Origin of the sequence: Kribbella sp. NBC_00709 (genome assembly GCF_036226565.1) — a bacterium.
Lineage (GTDB): Bacteria > Actinomycetota > Actinomycetes > Propionibacteriales > Kribbellaceae > Kribbella.
On sequence record NZ_CP108996.1, the window covers coordinates 3,648,115 to 3,672,837 of the forward strand.

At 67.4% G+C, this 24,723-nt stretch carries 26 protein-coding genes and 3 tRNA genes; 15 read left to right on the plus strand and 14 right to left on the minus strand.

Features of this window, described 5'->3' with window-relative positions; translation table 11 throughout:
• Window positions 1-1,225 precede the first annotated feature (1,225 nt).
• The 4 genes from OHA18_RS17975 to OHA18_RS17990 all read left to right on the plus strand — a co-directional run bounded on the left by OHA18_RS17975 (window position 1,226) and on the right by OHA18_RS17990 (window position 5,188).
• Entirely contained in the window at window positions 1,226-1,570 is a 345-nt protein-coding gene (locus OHA18_RS17975) for a hypothetical protein (protein WP_329005260.1), read from the plus strand.
• 106 nt (window positions 1,571-1,676) lie between these two features.
• Entirely contained in the window at window positions 1,677-2,474 is a 798-nt protein-coding gene (locus tag OHA18_RS17980; RefSeq protein WP_329005261.1) for a hypothetical protein, read from the plus strand.
• A 511-nt stretch (window positions 2,475-2,985) separates the two neighbouring features.
• Entirely contained in the window at window positions 2,986-4,494 is a 1,509-nt protein-coding gene (locus OHA18_RS17985) for a P-loop ATPase, Sll1717 family (RefSeq protein WP_329005262.1), read from the plus strand.
• 355 nt (window positions 4,495-4,849) lie between these two features.
• Window positions 4,850-5,188 (plus strand): HEAT repeat domain-containing protein, encoded by a 339-nt coding sequence (locus OHA18_RS17990; RefSeq protein ID WP_329005263.1) that lies wholly within the window; start codon window positions 4,850-4,852, stop codon window positions 5,186-5,188.
• Between the two features lies 1 nt (window position 5,189).
• Here the strand turns inward: OHA18_RS17990 and OHA18_RS17995 are convergent, their stop codons facing one another.
• A complete protein-coding gene (locus OHA18_RS17995; RefSeq protein ID WP_442914416.1) occupies window positions 5,190-7,010 on the minus strand; it encodes an IS481 family transposase in 1,821 nt (606 codons plus the stop codon).
• A gap of 494 nt (window positions 7,011-7,504) precedes the next feature.
• On the opposite strand from OHA18_RS17995, the gene OHA18_RS18000 reads away from it, so the two are divergent.
• Entirely contained in the window at window positions 7,505-7,951 is a 447-nt protein-coding gene (locus tag OHA18_RS18000; protein ID WP_329005264.1) for a hypothetical protein, read from the plus strand.
• 411 nt (window positions 7,952-8,362) lie between these two features.
• On the opposite strand, the gene OHA18_RS18005 is transcribed toward OHA18_RS18000, so the two are convergent.
• From OHA18_RS18005 to OHA18_RS18025, 5 genes are all read right to left on the minus strand, one after another.
• The gene (locus tag OHA18_RS18005; RefSeq protein ID WP_329005265.1) at window positions 8,363-9,139 is read right to left on the minus strand and encodes a hypothetical protein; all 777 of its coding nucleotides are present in this window, start codon (window positions 9,137-9,139) and stop codon (window positions 8,363-8,365) included.
• A 416-nt stretch (window positions 9,140-9,555) separates the two neighbouring features.
• A tRNA-Phe gene (locus tag OHA18_RS18010) sits at window positions 9,556-9,628 on the minus strand.
• Window positions 9,629-9,672: 44 nt separating this feature from the next.
• Window positions 9,673-9,749, minus strand: a tRNA-Asp gene (locus OHA18_RS18015).
• Between the two features lie 59 nt (window positions 9,750-9,808).
• A tRNA-Glu gene (locus OHA18_RS18020) sits at window positions 9,809-9,881 on the minus strand.
• A gap of 180 nt (window positions 9,882-10,061) precedes the next feature.
• Window positions 10,062-11,231 carry a hypothetical protein gene (locus OHA18_RS18025; protein ID WP_329005266.1) on the minus strand — a complete coding sequence of 390 codons (1,170 nt, stop codon included), beginning with the start codon at window positions 11,229-11,231 and terminating at the stop codon, window positions 10,062-10,064.
• Between the two features lie 130 nt (window positions 11,232-11,361).
• Between OHA18_RS18025 and OHA18_RS18030 the strand changes: the two genes are divergently transcribed.
• Window positions 11,362-12,279, plus strand: a complete 918-nt coding sequence (locus OHA18_RS18030) for a helix-turn-helix transcriptional regulator (RefSeq protein ID WP_329005267.1) — start codon at window positions 11,362-11,364, stop codon at window positions 12,277-12,279.
• 16 nt (window positions 12,280-12,295) lie between these two features.
• Complete coding sequence (locus OHA18_RS18035; protein WP_329005268.1) at window positions 12,296-12,646, plus strand: metallopeptidase family protein; 351 nt, start codon at window positions 12,296-12,298, stop codon at window positions 12,644-12,646.
• Here the strand turns inward: OHA18_RS18035 and OHA18_RS18040 are convergent.
• Both OHA18_RS18040 and OHA18_RS18045 read right to left on the minus strand, forming a co-directional pair.
• The gene (locus OHA18_RS18040; RefSeq protein WP_329005269.1) at window positions 12,643-13,371 is read right to left on the minus strand and encodes a polyprenol monophosphomannose synthase; all 729 of its coding nucleotides are present in this window, start codon (window positions 13,369-13,371) and stop codon (window positions 12,643-12,645) included. The genes OHA18_RS18035 and OHA18_RS18040 overlap by 4 nt on opposite strands.
• A gap of 56 nt (window positions 13,372-13,427) precedes the next feature.
• On the minus strand, window positions 13,428-13,778 hold the full coding sequence (locus tag OHA18_RS18045; protein ID WP_329005270.1) for an STAS domain-containing protein: 351 nt from the start codon (window positions 13,776-13,778) through the stop codon (window positions 13,428-13,430).
• 225 nt (window positions 13,779-14,003) lie between these two features.
• Here OHA18_RS18045 and OHA18_RS18050 point away from each other — a divergent pair, with 225 nt between their 5' ends.
• Both OHA18_RS18050 and OHA18_RS18055 read left to right on the plus strand, forming a co-directional pair.
• Complete coding sequence (locus OHA18_RS18050) at window positions 14,004-14,747, plus strand: SDR family oxidoreductase (protein ID WP_329005271.1); 744 nt, start codon at window positions 14,004-14,006, stop codon at window positions 14,745-14,747.
• A complete protein-coding gene (locus tag OHA18_RS18055) occupies window positions 14,699-15,481 on the plus strand; it encodes a DNA alkylation repair protein (protein ID WP_329005272.1) in 783 nt (260 codons plus the stop codon). Before OHA18_RS18050 ends, OHA18_RS18055 begins: the two co-directional genes overlap by 49 nt.
• A 14-nt stretch (window positions 15,482-15,495) precedes the next feature.
• Here the strand turns inward: OHA18_RS18055 and OHA18_RS18060 are convergent, their stop codons facing one another.
• Window positions 15,496-16,995 carry an MFS transporter gene (locus tag OHA18_RS18060; protein WP_329005273.1) on the minus strand — a complete coding sequence of 500 codons (1,500 nt, stop codon included), beginning with the start codon at window positions 16,993-16,995 and terminating at the stop codon, window positions 15,496-15,498.
• Window positions 16,996-16,999: 4 nt separating this feature from the next.
• Complete coding sequence (locus tag OHA18_RS18065; protein ID WP_329005274.1) at window positions 17,000-17,722, minus strand: hypothetical protein; 723 nt, start codon at window positions 17,720-17,722, stop codon at window positions 17,000-17,002.
• 278 nt (window positions 17,723-18,000) lie between these two features.
• Here OHA18_RS18065 and OHA18_RS18070 point away from each other — a divergent pair, with 278 nt between their 5' ends.
• The 3 genes from OHA18_RS18070 (at window position 18,001) to OHA18_RS18080 (ending at window position 20,098) form a co-directional block, all read left to right on the plus strand.
• Entirely contained in the window at window positions 18,001-18,816 is an 816-nt protein-coding gene (locus tag OHA18_RS18070) for a DUF4397 domain-containing protein (RefSeq protein WP_329005275.1), read from the plus strand.
• Between the two features lie 125 nt (window positions 18,817-18,941).
• A complete protein-coding gene (locus tag OHA18_RS18075) occupies window positions 18,942-19,463 on the plus strand; it encodes a class F sortase (RefSeq protein ID WP_329005276.1) in 522 nt (173 codons plus the stop codon).
• Between the two features lie 17 nt (window positions 19,464-19,480).
• The gene (locus tag OHA18_RS18080) at window positions 19,481-20,098 is read left to right on the plus strand and encodes an L-threonylcarbamoyladenylate synthase (RefSeq protein WP_329005277.1); all 618 of its coding nucleotides are present in this window, start codon (window positions 19,481-19,483) and stop codon (window positions 20,096-20,098) included.
• Window positions 20,099-20,105: 7 nt separating this feature from the next.
• Here the strand turns inward: OHA18_RS18080 and OHA18_RS18085 are convergent, their stop codons facing one another.
• On the minus strand, window positions 20,106-20,753 hold the full coding sequence (locus OHA18_RS18085; protein ID WP_329005278.1) for a nitroreductase family protein: 648 nt from the start codon (window positions 20,751-20,753) through the stop codon (window positions 20,106-20,108).
• A gap of 57 nt (window positions 20,754-20,810) precedes the next feature.
• Here OHA18_RS18085 and OHA18_RS18090 point away from each other — a divergent pair, with 57 nt between their 5' ends.
• Together OHA18_RS18090 and OHA18_RS18095 are read left to right on the plus strand one after the other, a co-directional pair.
• On the plus strand, window positions 20,811-21,194 hold the full coding sequence (locus OHA18_RS18090; protein ID WP_329006132.1) for a penicillin-insensitive murein endopeptidase: 384 nt from the start codon (window positions 20,811-20,813) through the stop codon (window positions 21,192-21,194).
• A gap of 13 nt (window positions 21,195-21,207) precedes the next feature.
• Window positions 21,208-21,855: a nitroreductase family protein gene (locus OHA18_RS18095; protein ID WP_329005279.1), complete on the plus strand. Its 648-nt coding sequence runs from the start codon at window positions 21,208-21,210 to the stop codon at window positions 21,853-21,855.
• Here OHA18_RS18095 and OHA18_RS18100 read toward each other — a convergent pair whose 3' ends face one another.
• Window positions 21,856-22,347, minus strand: a complete 492-nt coding sequence (locus tag OHA18_RS18100) for a DNA polymerase ligase N-terminal domain-containing protein (protein ID WP_329005280.1) — start codon at window positions 22,345-22,347, stop codon at window positions 21,856-21,858. It lies immediately after the preceding gene.
• A 128-nt stretch (window positions 22,348-22,475) separates the two neighbouring features.
• Here OHA18_RS18100 and OHA18_RS18105 point away from each other — a divergent pair, with 128 nt between their 5' ends.
• A complete protein-coding gene (locus OHA18_RS18105; RefSeq protein WP_329005281.1) occupies window positions 22,476-22,652 on the plus strand; it encodes a hypothetical protein in 177 nt (58 codons plus the stop codon).
• A gap of 29 nt (window positions 22,653-22,681) precedes the next feature.
• Here OHA18_RS18105 and OHA18_RS18110 read toward each other — a convergent pair whose 3' ends face one another.
• Window positions 22,682-23,743, minus strand: coding sequence for a serine hydrolase domain-containing protein (locus OHA18_RS18110; RefSeq protein WP_329005282.1), 1,062 nt, complete (start codon window positions 23,741-23,743; stop codon window positions 22,682-22,684).
• A gap of 57 nt (window positions 23,744-23,800) precedes the next feature.
• Window positions 23,801-24,700 carry a TIGR03564 family F420-dependent LLM class oxidoreductase gene (locus tag OHA18_RS18115; RefSeq protein ID WP_329005283.1) on the minus strand — a complete coding sequence of 300 codons (900 nt, stop codon included), beginning with the start codon at window positions 24,698-24,700 and terminating at the stop codon, window positions 23,801-23,803.
• Window positions 24,701-24,723 lie beyond the last annotated feature (23 nt).

Consider the following 24,723-nt stretch of genomic DNA (forward strand, 5'->3'; position numbering starts at 1 on the left):
AGCGTGCGTGGGAAAGAAAATCCCTCCCCGGTGTGCGGAGAGGGTGATGGTGGTCAGGGGCGGTCTCGAACCGCCGACCTTCCGCTTTTCAGGTCGCGAAACCCTGGCGCACCATCTCGGCGATGACTGCGGCTACGGTCGCTGGGCGGTCATGAAGAGGGGTAGCAGTAGCCCTATGCTGCTGCACCAACTGCTACACCTGCCGCTCACCTCTCCCCCTATGTTCCAGCCCTTGGCCTGCGATGACTGGAACATAGGGGGAGCGAGGGTGGCAGCAATGTGATCATCAAGGAGCGTGTGCGCAACGTCGTTGGCGCTGGCGAACTGGGCCCGACGCAGGGTCGTCAGGGCTGTCCAAGCCCGGATCCCGAACCGATTCACAAGCGACGACTTCCAGCGCGCATGGAACAAGCTCGGGTGTCCGGCCGCCGACCAACTCACTGCAACCGGAGCGGACCGACAAGAAGTACCTGGGAAACTGAGGACTACAGCACTCGTCCGGATCTGCCGAATTGCGGACGTTGCTTGCGTCCTATGACGGCAGTCCGATGGAGTTCGCTCTGCTTGGAGTCTGGGCGCGGCCGCGTCGAGTTCATGAGGAGGCCCGGGGCTCAATGGTCGGAGACAGGACCGAGACCATGTCGCACTCCGTAATCTCATGCACGACCTTCGAAGGCAGGCTCAGCACGTGAGCCCTTCCCTCGACAGACACGGTGAGTTGGGCGGCACCACTCGGTGTACCAGGCCATGGACAACCATTGCTGCCTTCAGGCTTGTAGGCCTGCACCAAAGCAGCGCCCGGAGGCAGTGCGCCGGCAGCAGGGGAGGGTCCGGGGCCCACGATGCGCCACCACGGCAGCTCCACCGGATGACTCCCGGAAAGGTTGCACGTGCTGGTCCCCGTGTTGACTGCCTTCACGGTGAGATCAGCGAAGGTGACTGACAAGGGAGCACTCGCGCATGAGACCACGGCGGTCGTCGAACCCTGCGTGGAGTCACTGGCAGGGGCGCTACACGCGCCGAGGCCTAGACACATGACCGCTAGCAGTGCCGGGGCAGTGCTCGAGTTCGTTGTCACATCCATAAAGATGCTCGTCACCACCCAAACGTTGCACACCCCGTTTACCGCATATGCCGCATTCCGCGCGCTCATGTCGATGCGCGGACGCGACACGTGTCGCGCGATGAGCTAGTCCAATGCGGCCCGAGGCAGGAAAATCGCCAGGTGACGTTTCGATTGACCAGGGAGCAAGCAGAGCAGGCCCTCGACGTGTGCGCGCTCTTCTCGCCGCGCACCGGCATGTACGTCAGCCCAGTGTCGTGGGCAACCGTCGACGCCTTCTGGTCCGGCTACGTTTCGAGTTGGCCTGACGGAGCGCACCGAGTGCTGCAGGAGTTCGCCACGGAGCAGTTAGGGCCAAGCAACATCTTTTGGGGGTCGCGGCTTTACGAGGCTCACAAGGCAGGCGAAACTCGGGAGCAGCACTTGGACCGTGAACGCGGTCAGGAGGTCGCAACGCACATCTGCTCGATGATCAGTGCATTCGTCAACGCGCATCGCGACGCTTGAACAGCCGCTCCTCTGACCACGTATTTCCGGACTAGTCAGATCCATTACCCAGCGTTACCGTTTCTCTCGTATCCCGACGGGGGCTCGGGATCGGGGAGGAACTCGGATGTCTCATCGCGCCCGCACGCGCGCAGTCGTCGCTGCATTCGTCGCCGTATTCGGTCTCGCGGCCTGCAGCGGTGGCGACACCCCGCCGTCAGCCGAGACCCCGCAGAACAACTCGATCGCCACAGCCCAGCTGTCGCCGGCCCCGACCAGCGACACCCCAACCCCGACGACAGCGCCAGTCTCGGTGCGGCTCGTCTGGAGCCACACCGGAAAGTTCTTCGACGAAACCCAGGTCTGGTACGTCGCACGAGTCACGAACGCCAACAGCTCACCGGCCAAGGTGACGCTCGACGCGCTCGCACTCGACGCCGAAGGGGTCATCGTCGGCTCCAGCGAAGACACCCTCCCGACCATCCCGGGAAACAACACCTTCGATTACTTCGGCTATCTCGGCGGCGGCGGCGCGCTCAATACCAAGCTGACCGGCACTCCCGCGAAGATCCAGGTGACCCAGAAACCGCGCACGACGCAAGGTGACTTCCCGATACTCAAGACCAGCGGCGTACGCCTCGCCGCCGGCCACGAACCGACCTACACCGACGCCCCACTGTCTTACAACCTGTCCGCCAGGGTCACGAACACGACCGGGTTCGTGCTGGTTGGCGGCGTCACCCAGCAGACCGTGCTCTACGACAGCACCGGGAAGGTGGTCGGGGGTGACACCGGCACCTCGGACAATGTGCCAGAAAGTCTCCCGGTCGGCCTGAGCTACCGAGAGGCCTGGACCGGCATGCCCGCGCTGATCAAGGCCACTCGCGCTGCCTACACGGTGTGGCCCGGGGCTCCCGTGGGCTGACGTCCGCTGCGCGACGACTGAGCGTCCCGAGACGCCGTTGCTCGGTATCCCGTCGACTCTGAATCGCTGACGCGTTGCGCGACGCCTGGTTGAACGCGCGCTGCAAGCGTGGCAACTGCTTAAGCGCCTCCCGAAGTGTCTGCCGGGCCTGCTCCAATTCGTCGTTGAGCCGGTCAAGGTCCGCCTTCAGGTCAGCGACGCGGTGCTGATGCGCGTCGAGCATGCTCCGCCTGATCGCGCTCGGCAGCTGCGGCCGCGAGGTCGACCTCGGCCTGCTCGGCACGCTGCTGCTGTGCAGCTCGCCTCCGCGACACCTGTCCGCCAACTGATCCGCGACACGCTAGAAGCCTGGCGACCATCTGGGGCGCCGGCCGGAAGATCTCGGCCGGGTGCAGGGCACTGCTGCTGAAAGCGACCGGCCACATTCCGCGGCCGACTAGGCCGGGACCGTGCCCAATCCGCCGTCGCTTCTGGTAGGAAGACGGGCACACACGGAAGTGGAGGTGCGGGGGTGGACGCTCAGCAGGTCGTGCAATCGATCTCCCTGGGTTCCCGGGTGGCGGAAGAGGAGCGGGACGATCTGTCCAACTACTTCGTCGAGACCGAGAACTGGCGCAAGGTCTACCACGGGGAGGCGGACGTCATCTTCGCGCCAAAGGGCGGCGGGAAGAGCGCGATTTATTCAATGCTCATGGCGCGGGAGAGCGACTTCTTCGATCGCGGCATCCTCTTGGCGACCGCCGAGAACCCCAGCGGTGGGACTGCGTTCGCCGAGGTCGAGAAAGAACCTCCGACTTCCGAAGCCGAGTTCATCGGACTCTGGAAGGTCTACTTCCTGACGATCATTGCGCAGACACTGGAGGCGTACGACCTCACGAGCGCCCCAGCGATGCAGTTGCTCGCGAAACTCGAGGAGGCGGAGCTCCTCCCCCCAGGCAATGCGGCCCGCCGCCAATTGGTGCGCAGGGCCATGGACTACGTCAAGTCCTTCTTCCGTCCGCCCGCCTCGATCGAGGCGACGGTGACCATCGACCCGACCACCGGCGCACCCACGTTCGTCCCCAAGATCACATTCGTTGAACCGAGCACCGAACAGCGGAAGAGCGGCACACTCTTCATCGATGAACTGTTCGATTTGGCAGAGCAGGCGCTCTACGATGCTGAGACGTCCATCTGGATCCTGCTGGACCGACTCGACGTCGCCTTCGCCGACTCGGCCGAACTGGAGACCAACGCCCTGCGAGCGTTGTTCCGGGTCTACCGCGATCTCCAGCCGAGGCGCAACATCGACCTGAAGATTTTCCTGCGGTCGGACATCTGGGAGTCGATAACGAGGGACGGCTTCCGGGAGGCGAGCCACATCACGCGCGACCTGCGCATCGAGTGGAATGAGAACACGCTGCTACGACTGACGGTGCAGCGCCTCCTGCGCAGCGACGGCCTTCGGTCGCATTACGGCGTCGATCAGCAGGAGGTCCTGTCCGACATCGAGCGGCAGAGAGCCTTCTTCTACCAGGTGTACCCGCCACAGATCGACCAGGGGAGCAAGAAGCCCGCAACGATCGATTGGTGTCTTTCGCGCACGAAGGACGGGACCGGGCAGAACGCGCCGCGCGAACTGATCCACCTATTCACGGAGGCCCGGAACAGCCAGCTGAACAGGTTCGAGACCGGGCAGGCGGCTCCCGAGGGAAACACGGTATTTGACCGTCAGGCGTTCAAGGAGGCGCTTCCGATGGTCTCCAAGGTGCGCCTGACCCAGACGCTGTACGCGGAGCACCCGAGCCTGCGTCCCTATATCGAGAAACTTGAGGGCCGGAAGACTCGTCAGAACGCGCCGAGCCTGGCGGTGATCTGGGGTGTGACAGAAGTGGAGGCCGAGCAGGTGGCCGAACAACTGGCCGTCATCGGCTTCTTCGAGCCGAGGCTCAGCGACTTCTGGGTGCCATTCATGTACCGGCCCGCCCTGGAGATGGTCCAGGGCTCGGCCGAGGGCGTCGTATTGGCGGACGACGAGTAGTCGGCCGGGGCGCGCCCCTGAGTCGCGAGCTCAGTCCCCACGATCGACGAAGGGCCTCGGGTCTCGTTCGGGTGCCCAGTAGCTGGACGAAATGCTCGGCCGGGAAGCGACCTTGTAACCAGCTGCCCGGATCCGTCGCGATCCGTGCTTTCGCAGATCTCCTGGCGGACAAGCGTCGCGCATCACCCGACAGAGGACTTCAGCTAGGTCGGCTGTCGTGTGCCACCTGATGCCTGACGATTCTGTGCCAGTTGATGGTTGACACCTCGCCTAGGAAAGTGAGGGGGACCGTCCGTGGTCGGTCTGGTTCGATCGTATGGCGCGCTGGTTCGGTCGGGGCGGATAGTGTCGCGGCGTGACGAAGCGGTTCGAGCAGGCCATGCGGCTCATGCGCAGACGGGACCCGCAGGCTCAGGAGAACGGGTTTCAGCTGCTGTTGCCGTATGCCGCCGAACATGTCGATGAGCTGGTAACGGCGTTCGATCAGGAGCGTGCGGACCACGGTTTGCGGTGCTGGCTGCTCGAGCTCATCGGTGAGGCGCGTTCACCGGATGCGTTGGCGTTGCTCGTTGAGCAGCTCCAGGGCGACGACGAGTCATTGCGAGACTGGGCAGTTCGCGGTCTGAAGATGCTCGACACCAAGCCGGCGCGCGAGCATTTGTGGCGGGCGCGGGCCAACGGGTTGATCGGCTGATTCATCGATGGCTTGACCGTGAGGTGGCATTCGGTTGTTCGGTGATCGCGGTGGTGGCCCGGGGCCGGTCGGCCTTGATGTTGCGGATCGGCAGGGTGGTGGTGCGGTGGACCACGCGGGTTTCTTCGTCGTCGAGTTCGATGGCCAGGGTGGTTTCGGAGACCCAGATGGTGAGGGTTTGATGCTTGTGGGCGCGGCCGAGGGAGATCTTTTGGCCGCAGACCATGATGACGCCGGAGTTGGATGCGCGGCGCTGGACGCGGACCGGTTCGACCGATGGGCGTGGGGGTGGTCCTGCGGGCCGGCTGCCGCGCAGTCGGCGGGCCTGGTCCATGGTCAGCGGGTTGGGTCGGACTCGGAGCAGTTCGCGGGTGTCGAGGTCGTAGAACATCAGCGTGGCGGGCTCGAGGCGGATCCCGACCCGGCGACCGCCGAGGATCTCCGCGGCCACGAGCACCTTCCCGGCCAAGGCCACGGTGCCACCGCGGGCGACGATCCGCTCGACCTCGATCGCGTCGCTGCCCTCGATCTGCGGCAGCGGCGAGGGCCCGGCGTTGGTCGCGCCGTCGGCGACCAGTCTCGCCAGGTCGTTCACGGTCAGGTGTGAGCGGACGGTCTTGATCCGGGCCCGGGCCACGAGCAGGTGGATCAGGTTCACGTCGGCCCAGAACCGCAGCGTCTGCCCGGCCCGCTGGGGTCCGAGCCAGAACTGTTTCCCGGCGACTTGCAGGTTCCCACTGGGTGGCACGATCCGGTCGAACTCGATCGGGCCACCGGCCCACGACTGTCTGACCGGCAACACCCCGACGTCATTGTCGGTGACCTGGTGATCGCTGGGTTCTGCCGGTGCGAGATGCGGTGGGAGCCACAGCTCCAGCAGCTCTTGTTCGGTCTGCGGCACTGGGCGGAATCGGTCGGCGGGCATCACTGGCGCTCGCTCGTCGAGCCCCTGGTGCGGCCGGTCGGTGTTGTATCGGGCAACGAACCCGTCCACTGCGGCCTGCGCAGCCGCCACCGACAGATAGGGCTGGTGATCGTCGAGCAGTTCGCGGCGCAGCGTCAGGTGGAACCTCTCCACCTTCCCGTTCTGATTCGGCGACGCCGGCGCGGTCAGCCGGTGCGTGATCGCGTTCTTGCGGCAGATCTTGTCGAACAACACCTCACCGCCCTGGCCGAACCGGCCGGTGAACTGCTTTCCGTTATCGGTCAGCACCTCGTCGGGAACACCGAAACGCTGCAAGGCCTGGGCAAACGCCAGACACACCGCCCGACCAGTTGCCCGCTCCGCCACCGCCGCGATCACACAAAACCGGGAATGATCGTCCACGCCGGTCACCACCTTGGCCTCCCGGACCTCACCGGTCACGGGGTTCACGATCATCACCCCACCGACGATGTCGATCCCCCACAGCTGCATCGGACCGGGTCGTTCCCAGCGCCGATACGAGTCCCGGCTCCGTTTCCGAGGCCGCTCGACCAGCAACCCCTGACGGACCAGGATCCGGTTGACGGTCCGCTCCGATGGCACCTCCACGCCGGCGCGACCGCGCAGCAGTTCCATCCGAATCCGCTGTGCGCCCCACCTCGGATGCGTCCGGCGCATCTCCGCGACTCGCACCTCAACCTCAGCCGATGCCTGATGCGGACATGACACCGGACGATGCGACCGATCCGCCAACCCGGCCACGCCCTCGATCAGATACCGGGTCATCCACGAATGCACGGTCTGACGCGACACCCCTACCGAGGCCGCCACTTCCGTCACCCGCGCACCCGCCAGAACCGCCCGCACCACGTCCAACCGCTGCTCGACAACAGACAACACAACCAGTGCCAATCCCGGCCTCCTGAGTCACCGACGCCCCACGGAAACTCGGACACAGACTGGCCGAACATGGCGAGCGTCAATCATCAGGTGGCACACGACTGTCAAGCGTCACCCGGCACAGGACATTCAGCTAGGTCGGCCCTCTGCCGAATTTGGCTCTTATAGATCAAGGCGCGCCTTCGGCGCGCGGCGCGGGCGTGCGCATGCGGCCTCCGGCCGTTCACCGCCCGCGCCCGCTCTCGGTGTCTTTCCTGGAGCAAGAGCAATCGTCTCCGGCGGGGCCTCACGACTCCGGGATGACGGGCCGATTTTTGGCCGGCTGTTCGGAGTGGGGTCGGGGTGCGTCTTCCCATCTGCCGCTCAGCCCAGTCCTGATCGCGCTACGCGTGGGCTGAACGGCAGACGGGAAGACGCGGAGCCGAAGCTATGTGGCGGTTGTCGTACCGCTTTCCCGGAAAGTGGGGGCGCGGTCCTCTACCCTCCCGCCCATGGAAATCACAGGACTGATTTTGACTGCCATCGCTGCGATCGCGGTTCCCGCCGCCTGGATCATGTTTATGCGGAGACGGCGAGCGCACGGAGCGCTGGAGGTTCGCGAAGCACTGATAGAGCTGGAGGCGGCGACGGACGAGGAACAGGTGGTGTTCCTGCGGGACCAAGGCCTACTTGGTGGCGATGGTCGGCACGCGATGCGCAAGCTCAGGACGGCTAAGGCGACAGTGGTCGACAAGAAGCTCGCCGACCTCGTCTGCCAGGTGGAGAAGTTATATGACGAGGTCGAGGCTGCTGTCGAGCCGTCCGGGTCGACACCGAGCCCTTGGGAGTATGCCGCGAGGCACTTCGACGAACATCAACCCGCCAAGGAGTTGCAGGCGCGGATTGGCGAGGCAATGGCGAGAGCATCGCACCTCGAAAAGCAGCGTGCCGGATCGTAGCGGCAGCGTGCAACATCCGTGCAACTACGGATGGTCGTTCAAGGGGATTCGAGGGGCTGGCGGGCGGGCCAGATTGGCCCGGTTCACGCTCAAGAAGGGTGGTCAGGGGCGGTCTCGAACCGCCGACCTTCCGCTTTTCAGTCGACAGCGGCCCTTGGGCTCCATGGAACCGGTGTTGCAGAGCAAGGCTCATCGGTTGGCTCGGTTGGTTGCTGTCGCCACCTGTTGCGGTCCCGGTTGCGGTCATCAGATCCGAGCCCTGGTTTACGGCGGCCCGGTCGCCGAACCTCGTCTACGCCGAGTGCGTCCTCTGCAAAACCACCGGCATCCACGGCTTCTGCGGCGCCTCCTCCCTGGACGCCTCCCCGTCGAACGAGCCCCTCACCGACCAAACCCGAGCCTTCATCTCCATCACTGTCTGAGGTACGGGTACGGCGTGAGACGTATGCCGGTGTCGGCGGCGATGACGGCCCGGTCGCCGAGCGGCTTGCTGAGGGTGACGACCGCGGTCGATGTCTTCCCGACGTCCGCAACGGCCGGGAGCAATGGACCGTGACTGCCACCGATGACCACCAAATCGTCGTACTCGACGACGTGGGCCCGGAGGTCGGTCTCATAGAGTCCGTGGCTGAACTCGAAACTGAGGGTCTTGCCGTCGACCCAGTCGAGAACGCCGACCTGGAGCAGACCCTGCTCGAGCCGGGCGAGGCCGGGTAGCGGGTTGGGCCACTGCAGCGACTTGAGCACGCCCGCGGGGGCTGCGACGGCGACAACAGGTCTCGACAGGCCTCGGACCGTGAAGGACCAAGCCGGCACGGTCGCCCGGCCATGGCTGGTCTCCACGTCAGTCGTCGTCAACGAGCTGGCGGTGATCGTGAGCGTTTCGCAGCTCGGCATCCTCTCGCACATGTCGTTCGGCGGACCGATCGCCTCGGTCAGAGCTTGCTGAGCGTCGAGCACCTGCATCGTCTCGTTCGACCCATCCGCGAAATCGACCCGCGTCGTACCACCTTCCGCGAACTGGACCCCGTCCGCGAAGGCAACCCGCCCGGACAACCACGAGATCTTCTGCTGCCAGGTGTCGAACCCGAGCCCCGGCGTCCGCGTCGAGTACAAGAAGACCCCGGTCACCGGCGCCGGAATCCCCGCCGCCCGCACGACCCGCGCCGCCACTCCCGCGCGCTCCACAAACGCTTGTGTGGGCTGAGCTTGCGGCACCAGATCACCGCCCGGTGTCTTCCACGCCGGCCGAGGAGCCGACGTACTACTAGGCGCAGAGCCCGGGTCTGCCTCGGACCCACACCCTCCGAGAGCGAGCGCCAGCACCGCGCCCAACCACACCTTCCCCACCATGGGGCCGAGTATCCGCTTCCCTTCTCGGCCCTTCAAGCAGCGTGAGACGCGGTACGTGCGAGGGCTCGACGCCGACGGGGTCGATCTGCTGCGGCGGACTGATGCCGGTTGGGTGCGCACTCATCGCTGACCTCTCCGATACTTAGCGGAAGGTCAGGTGCCGGTTCCCGACCAGGGGAAACCGAACAGACGTTGCGGTCATTGTGTGAGGATCGGCGGTTCTCAGATGGAGAAACCGCAGGTAGAGAAGGTGGTCAGGGGCGGTCTCGAACCGCCGACCTTCCGCTTTTCAGGCGGACGCTCTACCAGCTGAGCTACCTGACCGGGGAGAAAGATCGGCGGCGGTGTTGGACACCGCCGCCTTCTCCTGGCGACCCAGACGGGACTCGAACCCGCGACCTCCGCCGTGACAGGGCGGCACGCTAACCAACTGCGCTACTGGGCCAAATGACTCGACGATCGTACAGCATCTCCGAGCTAGTTCTTGCACCGGCCTTTCGGCCGTATCCCCAACGGGATTCGAACCCGCGTTACCGCCTTGAAAGGGCAGCGTCCTAGGCCACTAGACGATGGGGACTCGGACCCGCGGGAGCCGAAGCTCCAGGGACAGCCGTAAGCATAGAGGAGTTGGGCCTCGGGTCCAAAACGAGTTCCAGGGCGGGCGCCGTACGCCGCAGGTGGTCGGCGTACGGCGCCCTGGAAGCGGGCCACGAGAGGCCCGTCCGAGGCCCCAAATGGGGCCCGCGTGGCCCAGGGGTCAGCTGGTTGCGTCGGGGGCGATCAGTTGGGGGTACTGCGCCTTGAACAGTTGTCCGAAGGTCTGTGACGGCAGGATGTGTCCACGTGGCCGGAGCCTGGCTGCCAGCGTTGCGCCCCAGAGTGCGGACCGCATCCGCTGGTTCGGTGTGCCGTGGTGGCCGGCGGCGGTGAAGCCGCAGTCGCCCAGCTGGTAGAACATCTGGCCGAAGTCGCGTACGCGTTTCCAGTTCATCGATTCGCCGCGGGCGTGGGTGAGGAAGTAGGCGCTGAACGAGTCCGCCATCAGCTCGGCCCACCGCGACGCCTCGGGCGCCGGCAGGTCGGTTCGCATCAGGCCGTCGGCGTACTGCACCTGGTGGCCGTACTCGTGCGCCAGGATCGCCGCGGGCGCGACGTCGTCCAGACCGACCCGCTTGAAGCCTTCGAGTACGCCGTCGCCGTAGGCGATCCGGCGGGGCGACGTGCCGTAGCCGGGGATGGCCTCGCCACCGGGAGCGGCGTAGGCGTTGAAGGTGAACAGCGGCAGGTCGCCGTACCCCATCACCGGACTGTTCAGCTCGTGCGCGACCAGATCCGCCGACACCCGGGATGCTGCCGGGTCGGCGCCGTACAGGACGGTGAAGACGCGGTAGTCGCGTTCCGCGTCCAGCATGATGCGGCCGTGCGCCGGCACCAGTTCGATGTCGCGGCTCTTGATGTCCCAGAACCCCTTGAGGTCCTTGAACGTCTTCTCGACCTTGTGAGTGAACTCACCTCGTACGCCGTACTTGAACGGCTTGCTCTGCGGGAAGTACACGGCGTCCATCAGCGCCATGTCGTAGAGCAGCACATGCACCGCGGCCAGCCGCTGCTCGAACGTCCACGTGCTTACGTCGGGCATGATCGCGGCGACGACCGGAGGCGTCGCGTCGGAGCACTCGTACTGCGTGGGGTCGATCGCCTCGAGCAGGGCGTCGCGGACCGGGCTGTCGGCCAGTCCGAGCCGTTCCCGGCCGGCTTCCGCGGCGGCCCGCATGGCGGGGAGATTGTCGACGACCTGCTGCACCTCAGGGGACAGGTTCTGCTGCACTACAGCGGCGGTGGGCGCCGCCGACGCGGCCGGCGCGGATGCCAGACCGAGCGAGAGGCCGGCAGCGGCGACTGCCGTCCAGACGATGCTCTTTCTCATCAGGGACTCCTAGGGGACGGGCGGGGAAGAGAGCGGCATCAGTATTGGCAGGCTGTAGCGATCACTACGAGGGATAACGCTGTCAGAATCCGGCATGGCGGGAATCTGTCGCCCGGTGGTACACAGAGGCATGGAACCGCTGCAGGCACTGGGGCTCTCGCCCGAAGCGGAGGCGGCGTACCTGGACCTGCTGCACAATCGGGACGCCGACGAAGCGGCCCTGGACGAGCTGACCGGCCTCGGCCTGGTCGAGCGGTCCGACGAAGGGGTCGTGGTTCGTCCGCCCCGCCTGGCGATGAGTGCGCTGGCAGAGCGGCACGTCCGGCAGGCAGAGCTCGCCCGTGACAGCGCTGACATGTTCTCGGAGCTCTGGAAGGCTGCCGCCGGCAAGCAGGACTACCTCGAGGTGCTGCCGACGTACGCCGCCTCGCAAGCGGTCCTCAACTCGGTGCAGAGCGATGCCCGGGACCAGGTCCGGGCGATGACGGTCGGCAACCTTGCCGCCCGCGAGCTGCGGATCGTCGACGGCATGTTCGACGCCCTCGACCGCGGCGTCCGGTACGACGTGATCTACGGCGCGCACGTCCTCCAGGACGCGAACGCGCTGCACATGGTCCAGTCCTGCATCGAGGCGGGCGAGCAGGCCCGGGTGTTCCCGCACGTACCGCTGAACATCACGATCGTCGACGACCGCTGGGCTCTGGTCGGGGCCCGGGCCGAGGTACGGCGGGGGCCTGAGTTCGTCGCCCTGGTGGTGCACGACTCCCCGCTGCTCCGCGGGCTGGAACGGATCTTCGAGGCGCTCTGGCGGATCGCCGTGCCGATCACGAACGGGACCGAGCTGAACGACGTGACGGCCGGGCCGAGCCTGGACGCGAAGCGGCTGCTGACCTACCTGAGCGCTGGGCTGACCGACGAGTCCATCGCCCGCGAGTTCGGCGTCAGCGAGCGGACGATCGCCCGCCGGATCGGGCGGCTGCAAGAGGCTCTCGGAGCGCAGACCCGATTCCAGCTCGGCGTACAAGCCTCGCGCCAAGGCTGGCTGTAGGTCCTACGCTGGAGGCGTGATCGAGATAAGCCGGGCGAACTTCGAGGCGCTGGTCTCGGACGCGCTGGACGACATCCCCGAGGAGCTCGCGCTGCTGATGGAGAACGTGGCCGTGTTCGTCGAGGACGATCCGCCGCCGGGCGATCCGGAGCTGCTCGGGATCTACGAAGGCATCCCGCTGACCGAGCGCGGGCACGAGTACGGCGGCGTCCTGCCGGACCGGATCACGATCTACCGGAACCCGACGCTGGCGATCTGCGACACGTACAGCGACGTCCTCGACGAGGTGAACGTCACAGTGGTGCACGAGATCGCGCACCACTTCGGGATCGACGACGCCCGCCTGCACGAGCTGGGCTACGGCTAACCGCGGTTGAACAGCAGCTTCCACGGCATCAGCGCCGACTCGAGCTGCACCTTCAGCGACATCTTCGACACACCCTCGGTGCGCTCCTCGAAGTGGATCGGCACCTCGGCGATCTTCCGGCCGCGCTTGACGGTCCGGTAGTTCATCTCGACCTGGAACGAGTACCCGTTGCTCTCGATCGACGTGACGTCGATCCAGCGCAGGGTGTCCGCCTTCCATGCCTTGAAGCCGGCCGTGGCGTCCTTCACGTGCAGCCGCAGGATCGCGTTCACGTAGAAGTTCGCCCATGCGGACAGCGCCCGCCGGTGCCAGCCCCATTCGGCCGCCGCGGAGCCGCCCGGGACGTACCGTGACCCGATCACCACGCCGGCGTCCGTCGTCCGCAGCGTCTCGACCATGGTCGGGATGACCGAGGCCGGGTGGGACAGGTCGGCGTCCATCTGGATGACGATGTCGGCACCCTCGTCGAGCGCACGGCTGATCCCGGCGACGTACGCGCGGCCCAGGCCGTCCTTGACGGTCCGGTGCAGTACGCCGACCTTCTCCGGCGACTCCTTCGCCAGCTCGTCGGCGATGTCGCCCGTACCGTCGGGGGAGTTGTCGTCGACGACGAGGAGCTCCAGGCCGGGCAGGTTCAGGTCGGACAGCAGCCCGGCCAGCACGGGCAGGTTCTCCCGCTCGTTGTAGGTCGGCACGACGACCACGATCTTCGCTAGCTCACCCATGACTTTCCTTCGTCGGAGACACCGAAAGCTACCGTATCCGCCGACCAGACCCGACTTCAGAGCTCGGCGAGTGCCTCCGCGACCGTGCTGTAGATGCGGAACGCGCCGCCGAGGCCGGTGACGGTGAGGGGGCGGTCGACCGGGCGGCCGACGCCGACCAGGGCCAGGGTGATGTTGTGCTCGCCGGCCAGGTTCCGGGCCTCCACGAGGTTGCCGAGGCCGGCCGAACTGCAGAACGTGACCGCGGAGAGCTCGATCAGCACCAGCCGGGCCGGTGGCGCGATCGCGGCGCGGATCGACTCGGCGGCGAAGTCGGTGGTGGCGATGTCGATCTCACCGGACATCCGGACCAGCAGCACGCCGGGTGCCAACTGTTCCGTCACGGCGTCGAAGGTGGTTCGGATCATCTCACCGTCCCGCGGCTCTGAATGGCTTGTCACGCGGGTCTCTCCCCGGGTAGTGCCTCGAACGCAGGGTCCTGGCGGGTGGAACTGCCCTGCTCTCACCGTATGCCCCAACGAGCGACAGTCACAACGGGTCCGCGAGCGATGACCCCGGAGCGTGACCTCCGACCTCTGAAGCCCTGCCAGTCAAGCAAACGACGGACCCAGGGCGGTGATAGACAAGGTGACATGGGCGTTCTCGACGGCAAGGCAGCGCTGGTCACCGGAGGCTCGCGCGGTATCGGCGCGGCGATCGTACGGCGGTTGGCCGCGGACGGTGCCGTGGTGACCTTCACCTACGCGAGCAGTGAGGCGGCCGCGGCCGAGGTGGTTGCCGAGGTCAAAGCCGCAGGCGGCGAGGCCATCGCCGTACAGGCGGATCAGTCGGACCTGTCCGCGATCGACGAACTCTTCGACCGGGCGGCCGAGCCGACCGGGACGCTGGACATCTTCGTCTGCAACGCGGCGCAGGCGATGGTGAAGCCGATCGCCGACGTCACGGTCGAGGACTACGACCAGCTGTTCGCGACGAACGTCAAGGGACCGTACTTCGCGATCCAGCGCGCCGGCCGGGTCCTGGCCGACGGCGGCCGGATCGTCGCGATGTCCACCCTCAACACCGTCATGCCCGGTCCCGGCATCTCGCTGTACGCCGCGAGCAAAGCCGCCCTCGAACAGTTCGTGAAGATCGCCGCGCGCGAGTACGGTCCACGCGCGATCACGGTCAACACGGTGTCGCCGGGCGCGACCGACACCGACATGTTCCACGACCACAACCCGCCGCAGGTCGAGGACGCGCTGGTCGGCATCACCGCGCTGGGCCGGATGGGTCAGCCCGCGGAGGTGGCCGACGTCGTCGCGTTCCTGGCCGGCCCGGATTCCCGGTGGATGACCGGTCAGAACCTCCGCGCGACCGGAGGGATGCTGGTCTGATCACCACGGATCTGCTCGAAGCCGTCGACGCGGCCGCCGATCCGGCGGTGGCAGAGGTGCTGGCGCGGTACTTCCAGCTCCAGCCCGGCGGCTACGGCCACGGCGACCAGATGGTCGGCGTGAAGCTGTCGACGATCCGCGGCATCCTCAAGCCGTACCTGCTGGCCGGCCTGCCGCTGCCCGAGCTCGAGCACGCCCTGACCAGTCCGATTCACGAGCATCGCCTCGCGGTCCTCTGCCTGCTGGCTGATCGGGCGTCCCGCGCCCTCAAGCCGCGGACTGCGGACCCGGCCGAGCTCGCCGCGATCCACGACCTCTACCTCCGCAGTACGGCGTACATCAACAACTGGGATCTGGTCGACTGCAGTGCTCCCCAGATCGTCGGCGGCTACCTGCTCGACAAGCCACGGGACGAGCTCTACACGCTGATCCGTTCCAGCCTGCTGTGGGAACGCCGGATCGCGCTGGTCGCCACGCAGTACCTGATCGGCCAAGGCCAGACCGATGACACCTTCCAGCTGGCCGCCGAGGTCCTCGACGACCCGGAAGACCTGATCCACAAGGCGTCCGGGTGGATGCTGCGCGAGGCCGGCAAGCGCGTCTCCGAGGCCGACCTCCGCGACTTCCTCGACGAGTACGCGAGCCGGATGCCGCGCACGATGCTCCGCTACGCGATCGAACGCCTCGACCAGGTCAGCCGCAAGCACTACCTCGGCATCCGCCGGCAGAGCTGACAAAAGTCGACAAATCAGCTCCGATGCGGGGCGTCGGTGTGCACGTCCGCGAGCGGTGGCGCCTCGAGGGCGCAGTGCCGATGGTGGATGGCCGTGGTGAGGACGTGGTGGGACGGCTTCGCGGCGCGGTCGCCCAGCGTCACCCAGGCGATCACGCCGCCCGCCACCGCGAGGATGGCGGAGATCCACAGCGCGTTGCCGAATCCGTTGTGGAAGGCAACGGGATCGCGGTAGGCGTCGCCGGTGATGCCGGCCGCCATCGGGATCGCCGCGACCGCCATCAACTGCGCCGACCGGGCGACCGCGTTGTTCACGCCGGAGGCGATCCCGGCGTGGTGGTCCTCGACCGAGGACAACACGGTCGCGGTCAACGGCGCCACGGTCGAAACCAGTCCGAGTCCGAGGAGTACGACGGCCGGCAGTACGGCGCTGAAGTAGCTGGAGTCGCTGTCGATCCGCAGCATCAACAGGAATCCGCCGGCCATCAGCACCGGCCCGACGGTCATCGGGATGCGAGCGCCGATCCGGTCCGACAACCCGCCGGCGTACCCGGACAGGGCGAACATCAGCACGGTCATCGGCAGCAGGGAGGCGCCCGCCCACAGTGCGGAGTAGCCCAGGGCGGTCTGCAGGTAGACCACGACCAGGAACGTCGCCGTCCCGAGTGCGCCGTACACGGCGACCGTGACCAGGTTGGCGCCGGTGAAGCGGATGTTGGCGAAGATGCCCAGCGGCAGCATCGGGTGCGAGCTGCGGCGCTCCACCTCGACGAACCCGGCGAACGAGACGACCCCGATGATCAGGCTGACCAGGACCATCGGATCGGTGAAGCCGTGGTCACCGGCGCTGATCAGGCCGAAGGTCAGTCCGGCGAGACCGAGCGTCGCGAGGAGCGCGCCGTTGAGGTCGAGTTTGCCGCCGGCGCTCTCGTCGCGGGTCTCGGGCACGTGCCGGAGAGTGACCAGCACGGTCACCAGCGCGATCGGTACGTTGATCAGGAAGATCAGCTGCCAGGCCCCGCTGTCGACGAGGGTGCCGCCGACGAACGGGCCGACGGCCGCGGCGACCGAGGTCAGACCGGACCAGGTGCCGACCGCCTTGCCGCGATCGGAGTGCTGGAACGTCGTCTGCAGGATCGCCAGGCTGCCCGGTGTCAGCAGGGCGCCGCCGATGCCCTGCAGGACCCGGCCCGCGATCATCACCTCGAGTGTCGGCGCGATCGCGCAGACCATCGAGGCGATGGCGAACCAGACCACCCCGACGACGAACGTACGCCGCCGCCCGAGCCGGTCGCCGAGCGAGCCGCTGAGTAGGACCAGCGAGGCGAGCATCAGCATGTAGCCGTTCACGATCCACTGCAGGCCGGCCATGTTCGCGTTGAGGTCCTCGCCCATGGCCGGCAAGGCGACGTTCACGACCGTTCCGTCCAGGAACGCCATCCCCGACCCGAGCGCCGTCGCCGCCAGCACCCACCGGCCCCGGGCGGTACCCAGAGCGATCCGATCTTCGGTCATGCAGTCAGCGTGGCAGATCCAGCTGGAGTACGACGAGTGCCTTGCTGGCCGGGATGCCGGGCTGGATCCCGAGGATGGGCGGATCGCCGACCGCGCACCTGGTCTCGGTCAGTAGCGGGCAGATCGCGTTCAGCAGGCCGCTGGTCACCGTGACGTTGGTGGGCAGCGTGCCTCCGGCGCTGGCGGTGAGTGGCCGGACGGCCGAGCTGGCGCGCGTCGACGCCGACGGCGAGGCGAGGACCGTCGATCCGGACAGCCGGTACGTCAGCTGGATCCTGGTCGCGGAGACGGTCAGCGGCAGGTCGCCGGCGGCGGTGACGGTGGTGTTCCCGATCGGCACGGACTGGTCGTCGGCGACGACCTTCAGGTTGGTCACCCGGGGCGTTGTCCGGGACATCATGCCGGGCAGGTGGTCGCCGGACGTCGGGAGCTGCAGCGGCAGGATGTCGGTGGCCTGGGGCAACATCACGTTCTCGGTCATGTCGAACGACCCGTCCCGCTGCGGTACGACGATCAGCTGGATGCCGGGCTTGGTCTCGCCCGGACCGGGCGTGCTGCCCACGGGGACCGCGCTGGTGGTGGCAGCCGGCCGCGAGCTGTTCAGTCCGGGGCTCGGGGAGACAGGCAGCGCGCCGGCGTTCGAACAAGCGGCGGTCGCGCTGTACCCCAGCACCAGCGCGGCCGCCGCCAGGATCCGGAATCGTGCCGTGCGTCCGGGCTCCTCCACCCCCGATGCCCGCTCGGGGAGGAACCTGCGAAGCCGGTGCGGTGAGCCGAGTCCTGCCACGAGTCGCCGCCCCCCAAAAACGGACCTGACCGTTTCCCCTTCCGGTCCGGTCGGACTGGGGCATACGATACGCCCGAATTCATGGGGTCGGGCAATTCTTGCTTTATTTTTCCGATGAACATCGGAGGGGGAGGGAAATGCAGGAACGGAGCGTGTCCGGGCAATCCCGGGCGGTAAACCAAGGTATTTCGAGAATTCGTGGTCCGGTAATTCGCAGGGTGCTGTCCCTGGTGCTCGCCGTCACCGTGGCGGCCGCGCCGGCAGCGCTGATGGCACCGGCCGACGCAGCCGCGGGGGCCAACTTGTACTTCGTCCAGGGGCTACCCGGGCGCAGTCTGGACATCAGTGTCGACGGCCATCAGGTCGCGACCGGGGTGGCCGGGGGCAAGTTGGTAGGGCCGTTCGGTGTCGCGTCCGGCAAGCGGATGATCACCGCGAAGCAGAACGGAAAGCTGGTGATCCAGCGCGAGGTCGCGGCCGGATCCGGCGCCAGCCTCGACGTCGTCATCCATCAGCCGGTGTCGCCGACGGGTGCGCCGCTGATCACGACGTACGCGAACAAGCTGACCGCGGTGCCGGCGGACAAGGCCGGTTTGCGGGTTGCGCACGACGCGGCCGTCGGGCCGGCTGACATTCGGGTGAACGGAACTGTGCTTTTCCGTAACGTGGCGAACGGTGAATCGCTCGACGTGGTCGTTCCGGCGGCCACTTACAAGGTCGAGATCGTGCCCACCGGCGCAACGTCTCCTGTTGTTCTCGGTCCGTTGGACCTGCCGGTGAAGGCCGGTTACCTGACTCGGGTGTTCGCGATCGGTGCGCCCAGCCAGAAGACGATGACGGTCGCGCTCGGCACGATCAAGGTGCCGGCCACCGGGTCGTCGAAGCCGGGTGTGGTGAACACCGGAACAGGTGGACAGATGGCGGGGCTCGACCAGGCGCAGAGCCCCGCCGGCCAGTCCGGACTGTGGGTCGTGGTGTTCCTCGCCGCACTGGGTGTCGCTGTCGTCACGGCACGGAAAGTAGTCCGCCGCTGAAGCGGGCACTAGCCGGTACGGCGCTGTGCTGTCTCGCCCTGGCGGGTTGTGCCGCCGGGGCGGACGGCGCGGTGTCTACGCCGACGCCCACGTTTGGTTTCACGCAGGGAGGTACGCCGTCTTCCGTGCCCACCCCGACGGTGCCGATGACGGCGCCGCCGGGGCGGGTCGGCACACCGGCTCCGAGCCAACGCATCCGCTTCGTCCCGCAACAGGTGGTGCTGCCGGGCGGCAAGGACGCACCGGTGCTGCCGGCAACTACCGTCAACGGCCAGCTGCAGGTGCCCGCGATGGCGCAGCGGGTCGGCTGGTGGGACGGCGGCGCCGAAGCCGGTGATCCGTTCGGTTCGGTGGTGCTGGCCGGGCACGTCGACACGAAGACCGAGATCGGCTTCTTCGCGCGTCTGCTCAACGTGCGGCCGGGCGAGACCGTTGTACTGAACGGTGCCGGCCACACGGCGTCGTACCGGGTCGTGTCGGTCCAGTCGGTGCCGAAGGACGCGCTGGCGACCAAGAGCGGTGCGTTCGACCAGACTGTGGCTCATCGGCTGATCCTCATCACCTGCACCGGCCCGTACCACGCCGATCGTGGTGGCTACGAGGACAACCTGGTGGTCACCGCGACGCCGATCGGCCTGGCCGAATAGGGCTAAGCTCCCCGGTCATGGCCAGGTATTTCGACGTCCATCCCGAGAACCCTCAGCGGCGGTCGATCGGGCAGGTGGTGGACCTGCTCCGCGAGGACGGGCTGATCGCGTACCCGACCGACTCCTGCTACGCGCTCGGCTGCCAGCTGGGGAACAGGGACGGGATCGATCGGATCCGGACCATCCGGCACCTCGACGACCGGCACCACTTCACGCTGGTGTGTGAGAACTTCGCGCAGCTCGGGCAGTTCGTGCACATCAGCAACGCCGTCTTCCGCTCGATCAAGGCGGCCACGCCGGGCAGCTACACGTTCATCCTGCCGGCCACCAAGGAGGTTCCGCGCCGGCTGCTGCACCCGAAGAAGAAGACCGTCGGCGTGCGGATCCCGGACCACGTGGTCACCCAGGCGCTCGTCGCGGAGCTCGGTGAGCCGCTGGTCTCCAGCACCCTGCTGCTCCCCGGCCACGAGGAGCCGATGACGCAGGGCTGGGAGATCAAGGAAGAACTCGACAACCAGATCGACGCCGTCATCGAGGGCGAGGCCGGCACCGAGCCGACCACGGTCGTCGACTTCTCCGAGGACGTCCCCGAGCTCGTCCGAGTCGGTGCCGGAGACCCGACCCCGTTCGAGTGACCGTTGCTTACCACCGGTCCCAGTGCAGCACCTGATCGCGCGGGACCCGCTTCGCCGGCTTGAAGTCGGTCCCGATCGTGAACGCCAGCGGGATGAACGCGGCCAGCATCACGTCGTCGTACGGAACGCGCAGTACCGTCGCGAGCTCCCGCTCGAGCGGGCCCTGGGCGGTGGTCCACACCGTCCCCAGCCCACGCTCGCGGGCGGCGAGCATGAAACTCCAGACCGCCGGCAGGATCGAGCCCCAGGTCCCGGACTGGTCCGCCGCCGAGGCCCGGTCGGTGCGTCCCTCCACCGCCGGGATCACGAACGCCGGGACCCGGTGGATGTTGTCCGCGAGATACCGCAGGCTGTCGAACACCCGCTCGGTCGAGCGGGCGTGATGGTTCATCCGCCGTACGTCGTCGGTAGTCAACGGCTGGCCGGCCGCCTGGGACAGCGCCCGCCGGAAGATGTCCGCCACGGCCCGCCGCTGGGCGTCGTCGGTGACGACCAGAAAATGCCATCGCTGCCGGTTCCGTCCGGTCGGCGCCTGGGTCGCGAGGTCGACGCACTCCTCGATCAGCGTGCGTGGGACCGGCCGGGAGAAGTCGAGCCGCTTCCGGACGGCGCGGGTCGTGGACAGTACCTCGTCGGCCGACAGGTTCAGAGCCATCGTGAATCCTTCCGCTAGCAGATAGTCTGCTTCAGAACTATCTCACACCCTCTTGTCCTGTCGAATGCCTTCTTTCCGACGAGCACCACCAACCAGGGCAAGGTTCCGTACGGCGACGCCGGGTTCGAGCACGGTGGTGACCTCCCCGGGCATGCCAGCCACGACAACGGCATGGACATCGACATCTGGCCGATTCGTACGGACAACGCGCAATGCATCGCAGGACGGATCACCTGGGAGAGCACGACGTACGACCGTGCCGCTACTCGCCAGCTGATCCAGGCCGTCCGCGCCGCGGCGCCCGGGCACGTGAAGTACATCTGGTTCAACGACCCGACGCTGATCAACGAGGGCCTGACGATGAACTGGCCCGCTCACGACAACCATCTGCACGTCCGGTACTGCGAGAAGGTGCACCCGAACAGCACGTACGTCTGCTGACACACTGTTCCGCGTGACCTACACCCTGGACCTGAACCCCGACGAGCTGCTGACGACGACCCGGACTGTCCGCAAGCGCCTCGACCTCGAACGACCGGTGCCGATGGAGCTGATCCGGGAGTGCATCGAGATCGCTCTGCAGGCGCCGTCGGGGAGCAATCGGCAGACCTGGCACTGGCTGGTGATCACGGACGCCGAGAAGCGCGCAGCCATCGGTGAGTACTACCGGCGGTCGGTCGAGCAGTACCTGGCCGGTCCGGGCGCGGCGGGGAAGCTGCATGCGGACGACCCCGAGCGCGGTCCGGTCCAGCGACGGGTCGGTGACAGCGTGGCCTACCTGGGCGAGCGGATGGGGCAGGTCCCCGTGCTGGTGATCCCTTGCCTCAAGGTCCACTCGCTGCCCGCGGGGAACCAGGCCGGCCTGTGGGGCTCGATCCTGCCGTCGGCGTGGAGCTACATGCTCGCCGCCCGGGCCCGTGCCCTCGGTACGGCGTGGACGACGCTGCACCTGAGCTACGAGCAGGAGGTGTCCGAGCTGCTCGGTCTACCGGAGGACATCCGGCAGACGGTGTTGATCCCGACCGCGTACACGATCGGCACCGACTTCAAGCCGGCCGCGCGGCAGCCACTCGACGACGTTCTCCACATCGACGGCTGGTGATCAGGAGGCGGCCATCTCTTCGATGGTCAGACCGCTCAGCACCGAGCGGGGTTCGGTCACCGTCAGATCCAGGCCAGGGTCGGCGTCCGCGTCCTTCACCTTGACCAGCAGCCAGTCGGCGCCGGTCCGGGTGAAGGCCCAGGCGCCGTTGAGCTTCACGCCGTGCAGTTGCACCTTCAAGTGCCCGCGCTCGATCGCCTCCGCGGGATCGACGAGCCGGCGCCGGTCGTCGCGGGTGAGATTGGTGTAGACGCCGGCGTCCCAGACGATCACGGCGCCGCTGCCGTACTGCGCGTCGCGGTGCACCCCCTCGTACGACGCGTACTCCAGATCGTGGTCCGTCGTGAACACCGCGAGCCGCTTCACGATCGGGTCCAGCGACGGTCCCCGCGGCACCGCCCACGACTTCAGCACCCCGTCGACCTCGAGCCGTACGTCGTAGTGCAGCCGCCGCGCGTCATGCAGTTGCACGACGAAGATCGGCTTGGACATAAAGCTCCCTGACGAATCTGAATTACAACTAACGGTCGGTCATCGGGCGGTTGTAGGCTTGCGTCTGGTTGGGAAACCAGCCCCCACAACCTTCCCATCACATCCGCCCCTGTCCAGAAGCAGGTGCCATGCCCGTAGCCCCCTCACCGGCGCGGCCGGTCGCCGTCCAGGTCCTCATCGGCGGACGCTGGATCGCGGGCCAGGAGCTGGGTCGACGGAGCGGGACGGCCGGGGCCGACGAGGTTCTCGTCAGCCACCACGGCCATCTCGTCTGGGTCGACCAGCGCTCGGTCCGCGAATCCTGAAAGCTGAAAGCCCTTACCACAAAGGGTTTTCAGCAAAGAGTTTTCGCAACCAGATTGCCGATCTCGATCGCGGACGGAGACCCGGCCGGATCGAAAAGCGTTCTGGTCAACGCGAACGCGACGCCTGAGCGCGTGTCCGCCCAGGCGACACTGCCACCCATGCCCGGCATCCCGAACGTGGTCGGGCTCTCCTCCGCCGTCGACCCGAGCCTGCCGATCGGCAGGCCGAGCGCCCAGGTCGCCGGATTGCCCAGCAACTCGTCCTGCGCGACCAGCGCCGGCCCGGTGATCACTGGCACCGCCTCGGGCCGCACCAGCCGGACGCCGTCCACCTCGCCGATCAATGCGGCGTACAGCTTGGCGATGCCACGAGCGGTGAGGATGCCGCTCGACGCGTCCTCGATCGCGAGCTCCTCCGGCCGGTTGAGTGCGGCGGCCCGCGGCTGCATCGCCGGCGGCATGACCTTGCTGAACATTCCGGCCAGCATCGCGAAGGTCTCCTCGGCGCCGTCCGGTTCGACGATCGGCATCAGCCGGTCCCGCTGGTCCGCGGGGAGCGCGAAGAACACGTCGTTCTCGATACCGAGCGGGGTGATGAGCTCCCGCAGTACGGCGGAGATCGAGCGGCCGGTCGCGCGCCGGACGATCTCGCCGACCAGCAGGCCGAACGTCTCCGCGTGGTACGTCATCTTCGTCCCCGGCTCCCACCAGGGCTCCGCCGCGGCAAGGTAGTCGGGGAGCTCGGGGAACGCCTGCCGGGTCGCGTCCGGCGGCAGCGCGGGCAGACCGACCGAGTGCGTCAGCACGTGCCGCAGCGTCGCCTTGTCCTTCCCGTGCGCACCGAACTCGGGCCAGAGGTCCACGATGGGCTGGTCGTAGTCGAGCATGCCGCGGTCCACCAGCACGTTCGCGACGGTCGCGGACGCACCTTTGCCGGTCGACGCCGCGTAGTACAAGGTCTCCGGCGTCACACCGTCGCCGGTGACCGCGTCCACCACCAGCTCACCGTGCCGGTACACCGCCACCTGCAGCCCGAGCTCCGTCTCGACCAGCTCGTCGATCCGCTGCTGCACCACGTCCTGGAGCTCCATGTGCCCATCCTTTCCCTTTACGGATAAGTCGGAGCCAGGTCGGGGCTTTGGACACGCCTACGCGTAGTCGAGCGCGAACCTGATCGTCCGCTCCACCTCCGCGCCCGTCCCGACCGGGCAGACCAGGAACTCCGTCGTACCGGCGTCCGCGTACCGCTGGAGCTCCTTGGCCACTGTCTCCTCGTCGCCGAGGACAGCGGTTTCCTCCGGTCCGCCCTTGCCGCCGCGATCCAGCACCGCGCGGTACGACGGCATGTCGCCGGCCGCGCCGTAGTGCGACCCGATCCAGTTCCGGGCCGCCTCCGGATCGTCCGTGACCGCGACGCAGACGCCCGCGATCACCTGCGGCGCGGGCCGGCCCGCCGCGGTCGCCGCTGCGTCGATCGTCGGGCGGATGAAGCTCTCGATGACCTCGGGTCCGGCCCAGCTGGTCGTCGTACCGGCGGTGAGTTCGCCGGCGGTCTTGAGCATCCGCGGACCGAGCGCGGCCAGGATGAGTTCAGGCGCCTCGGCCCCGGCGATCTCGAGCCGGCCGCGGGCGGTCAGGCGTTCGCCCACGTAGTCGGTCGGTTCACCGGCGAGCAGCGGGCCCAGCGCCTCGACGTACTCGCGCACGTAGGCCGCCGGGCGGTCCATCGGAATGCCGAGCATGCCTTCCACCATGTGGGGGTGGCTCGCGCCGACGCCGAGCGTCAGCCGGTTGCCGGTCAGCGCCTGCACGCTGAGCGCCTGCGCCGCGAGTGCGAGCGGGTGCCGCGGGTACACCGGCACGACGCCGACGGCGTACCCGATGGTCGAGGTGTACGGCGCGACGCCCGCGATCAGCGTCAACGCGTCCCAGCCGAGTCGCTGGCTGAACCAGACCCGGTCGATGCCGTTGTCCTCGGCGGCCTTCGCGGCGGCGCCGATCTCGTCGATGGTCTTGCCCTCTTCGTCGATCCACAGTCCGATCCTCATGTCCACCAGTCAACGGGTCCGGG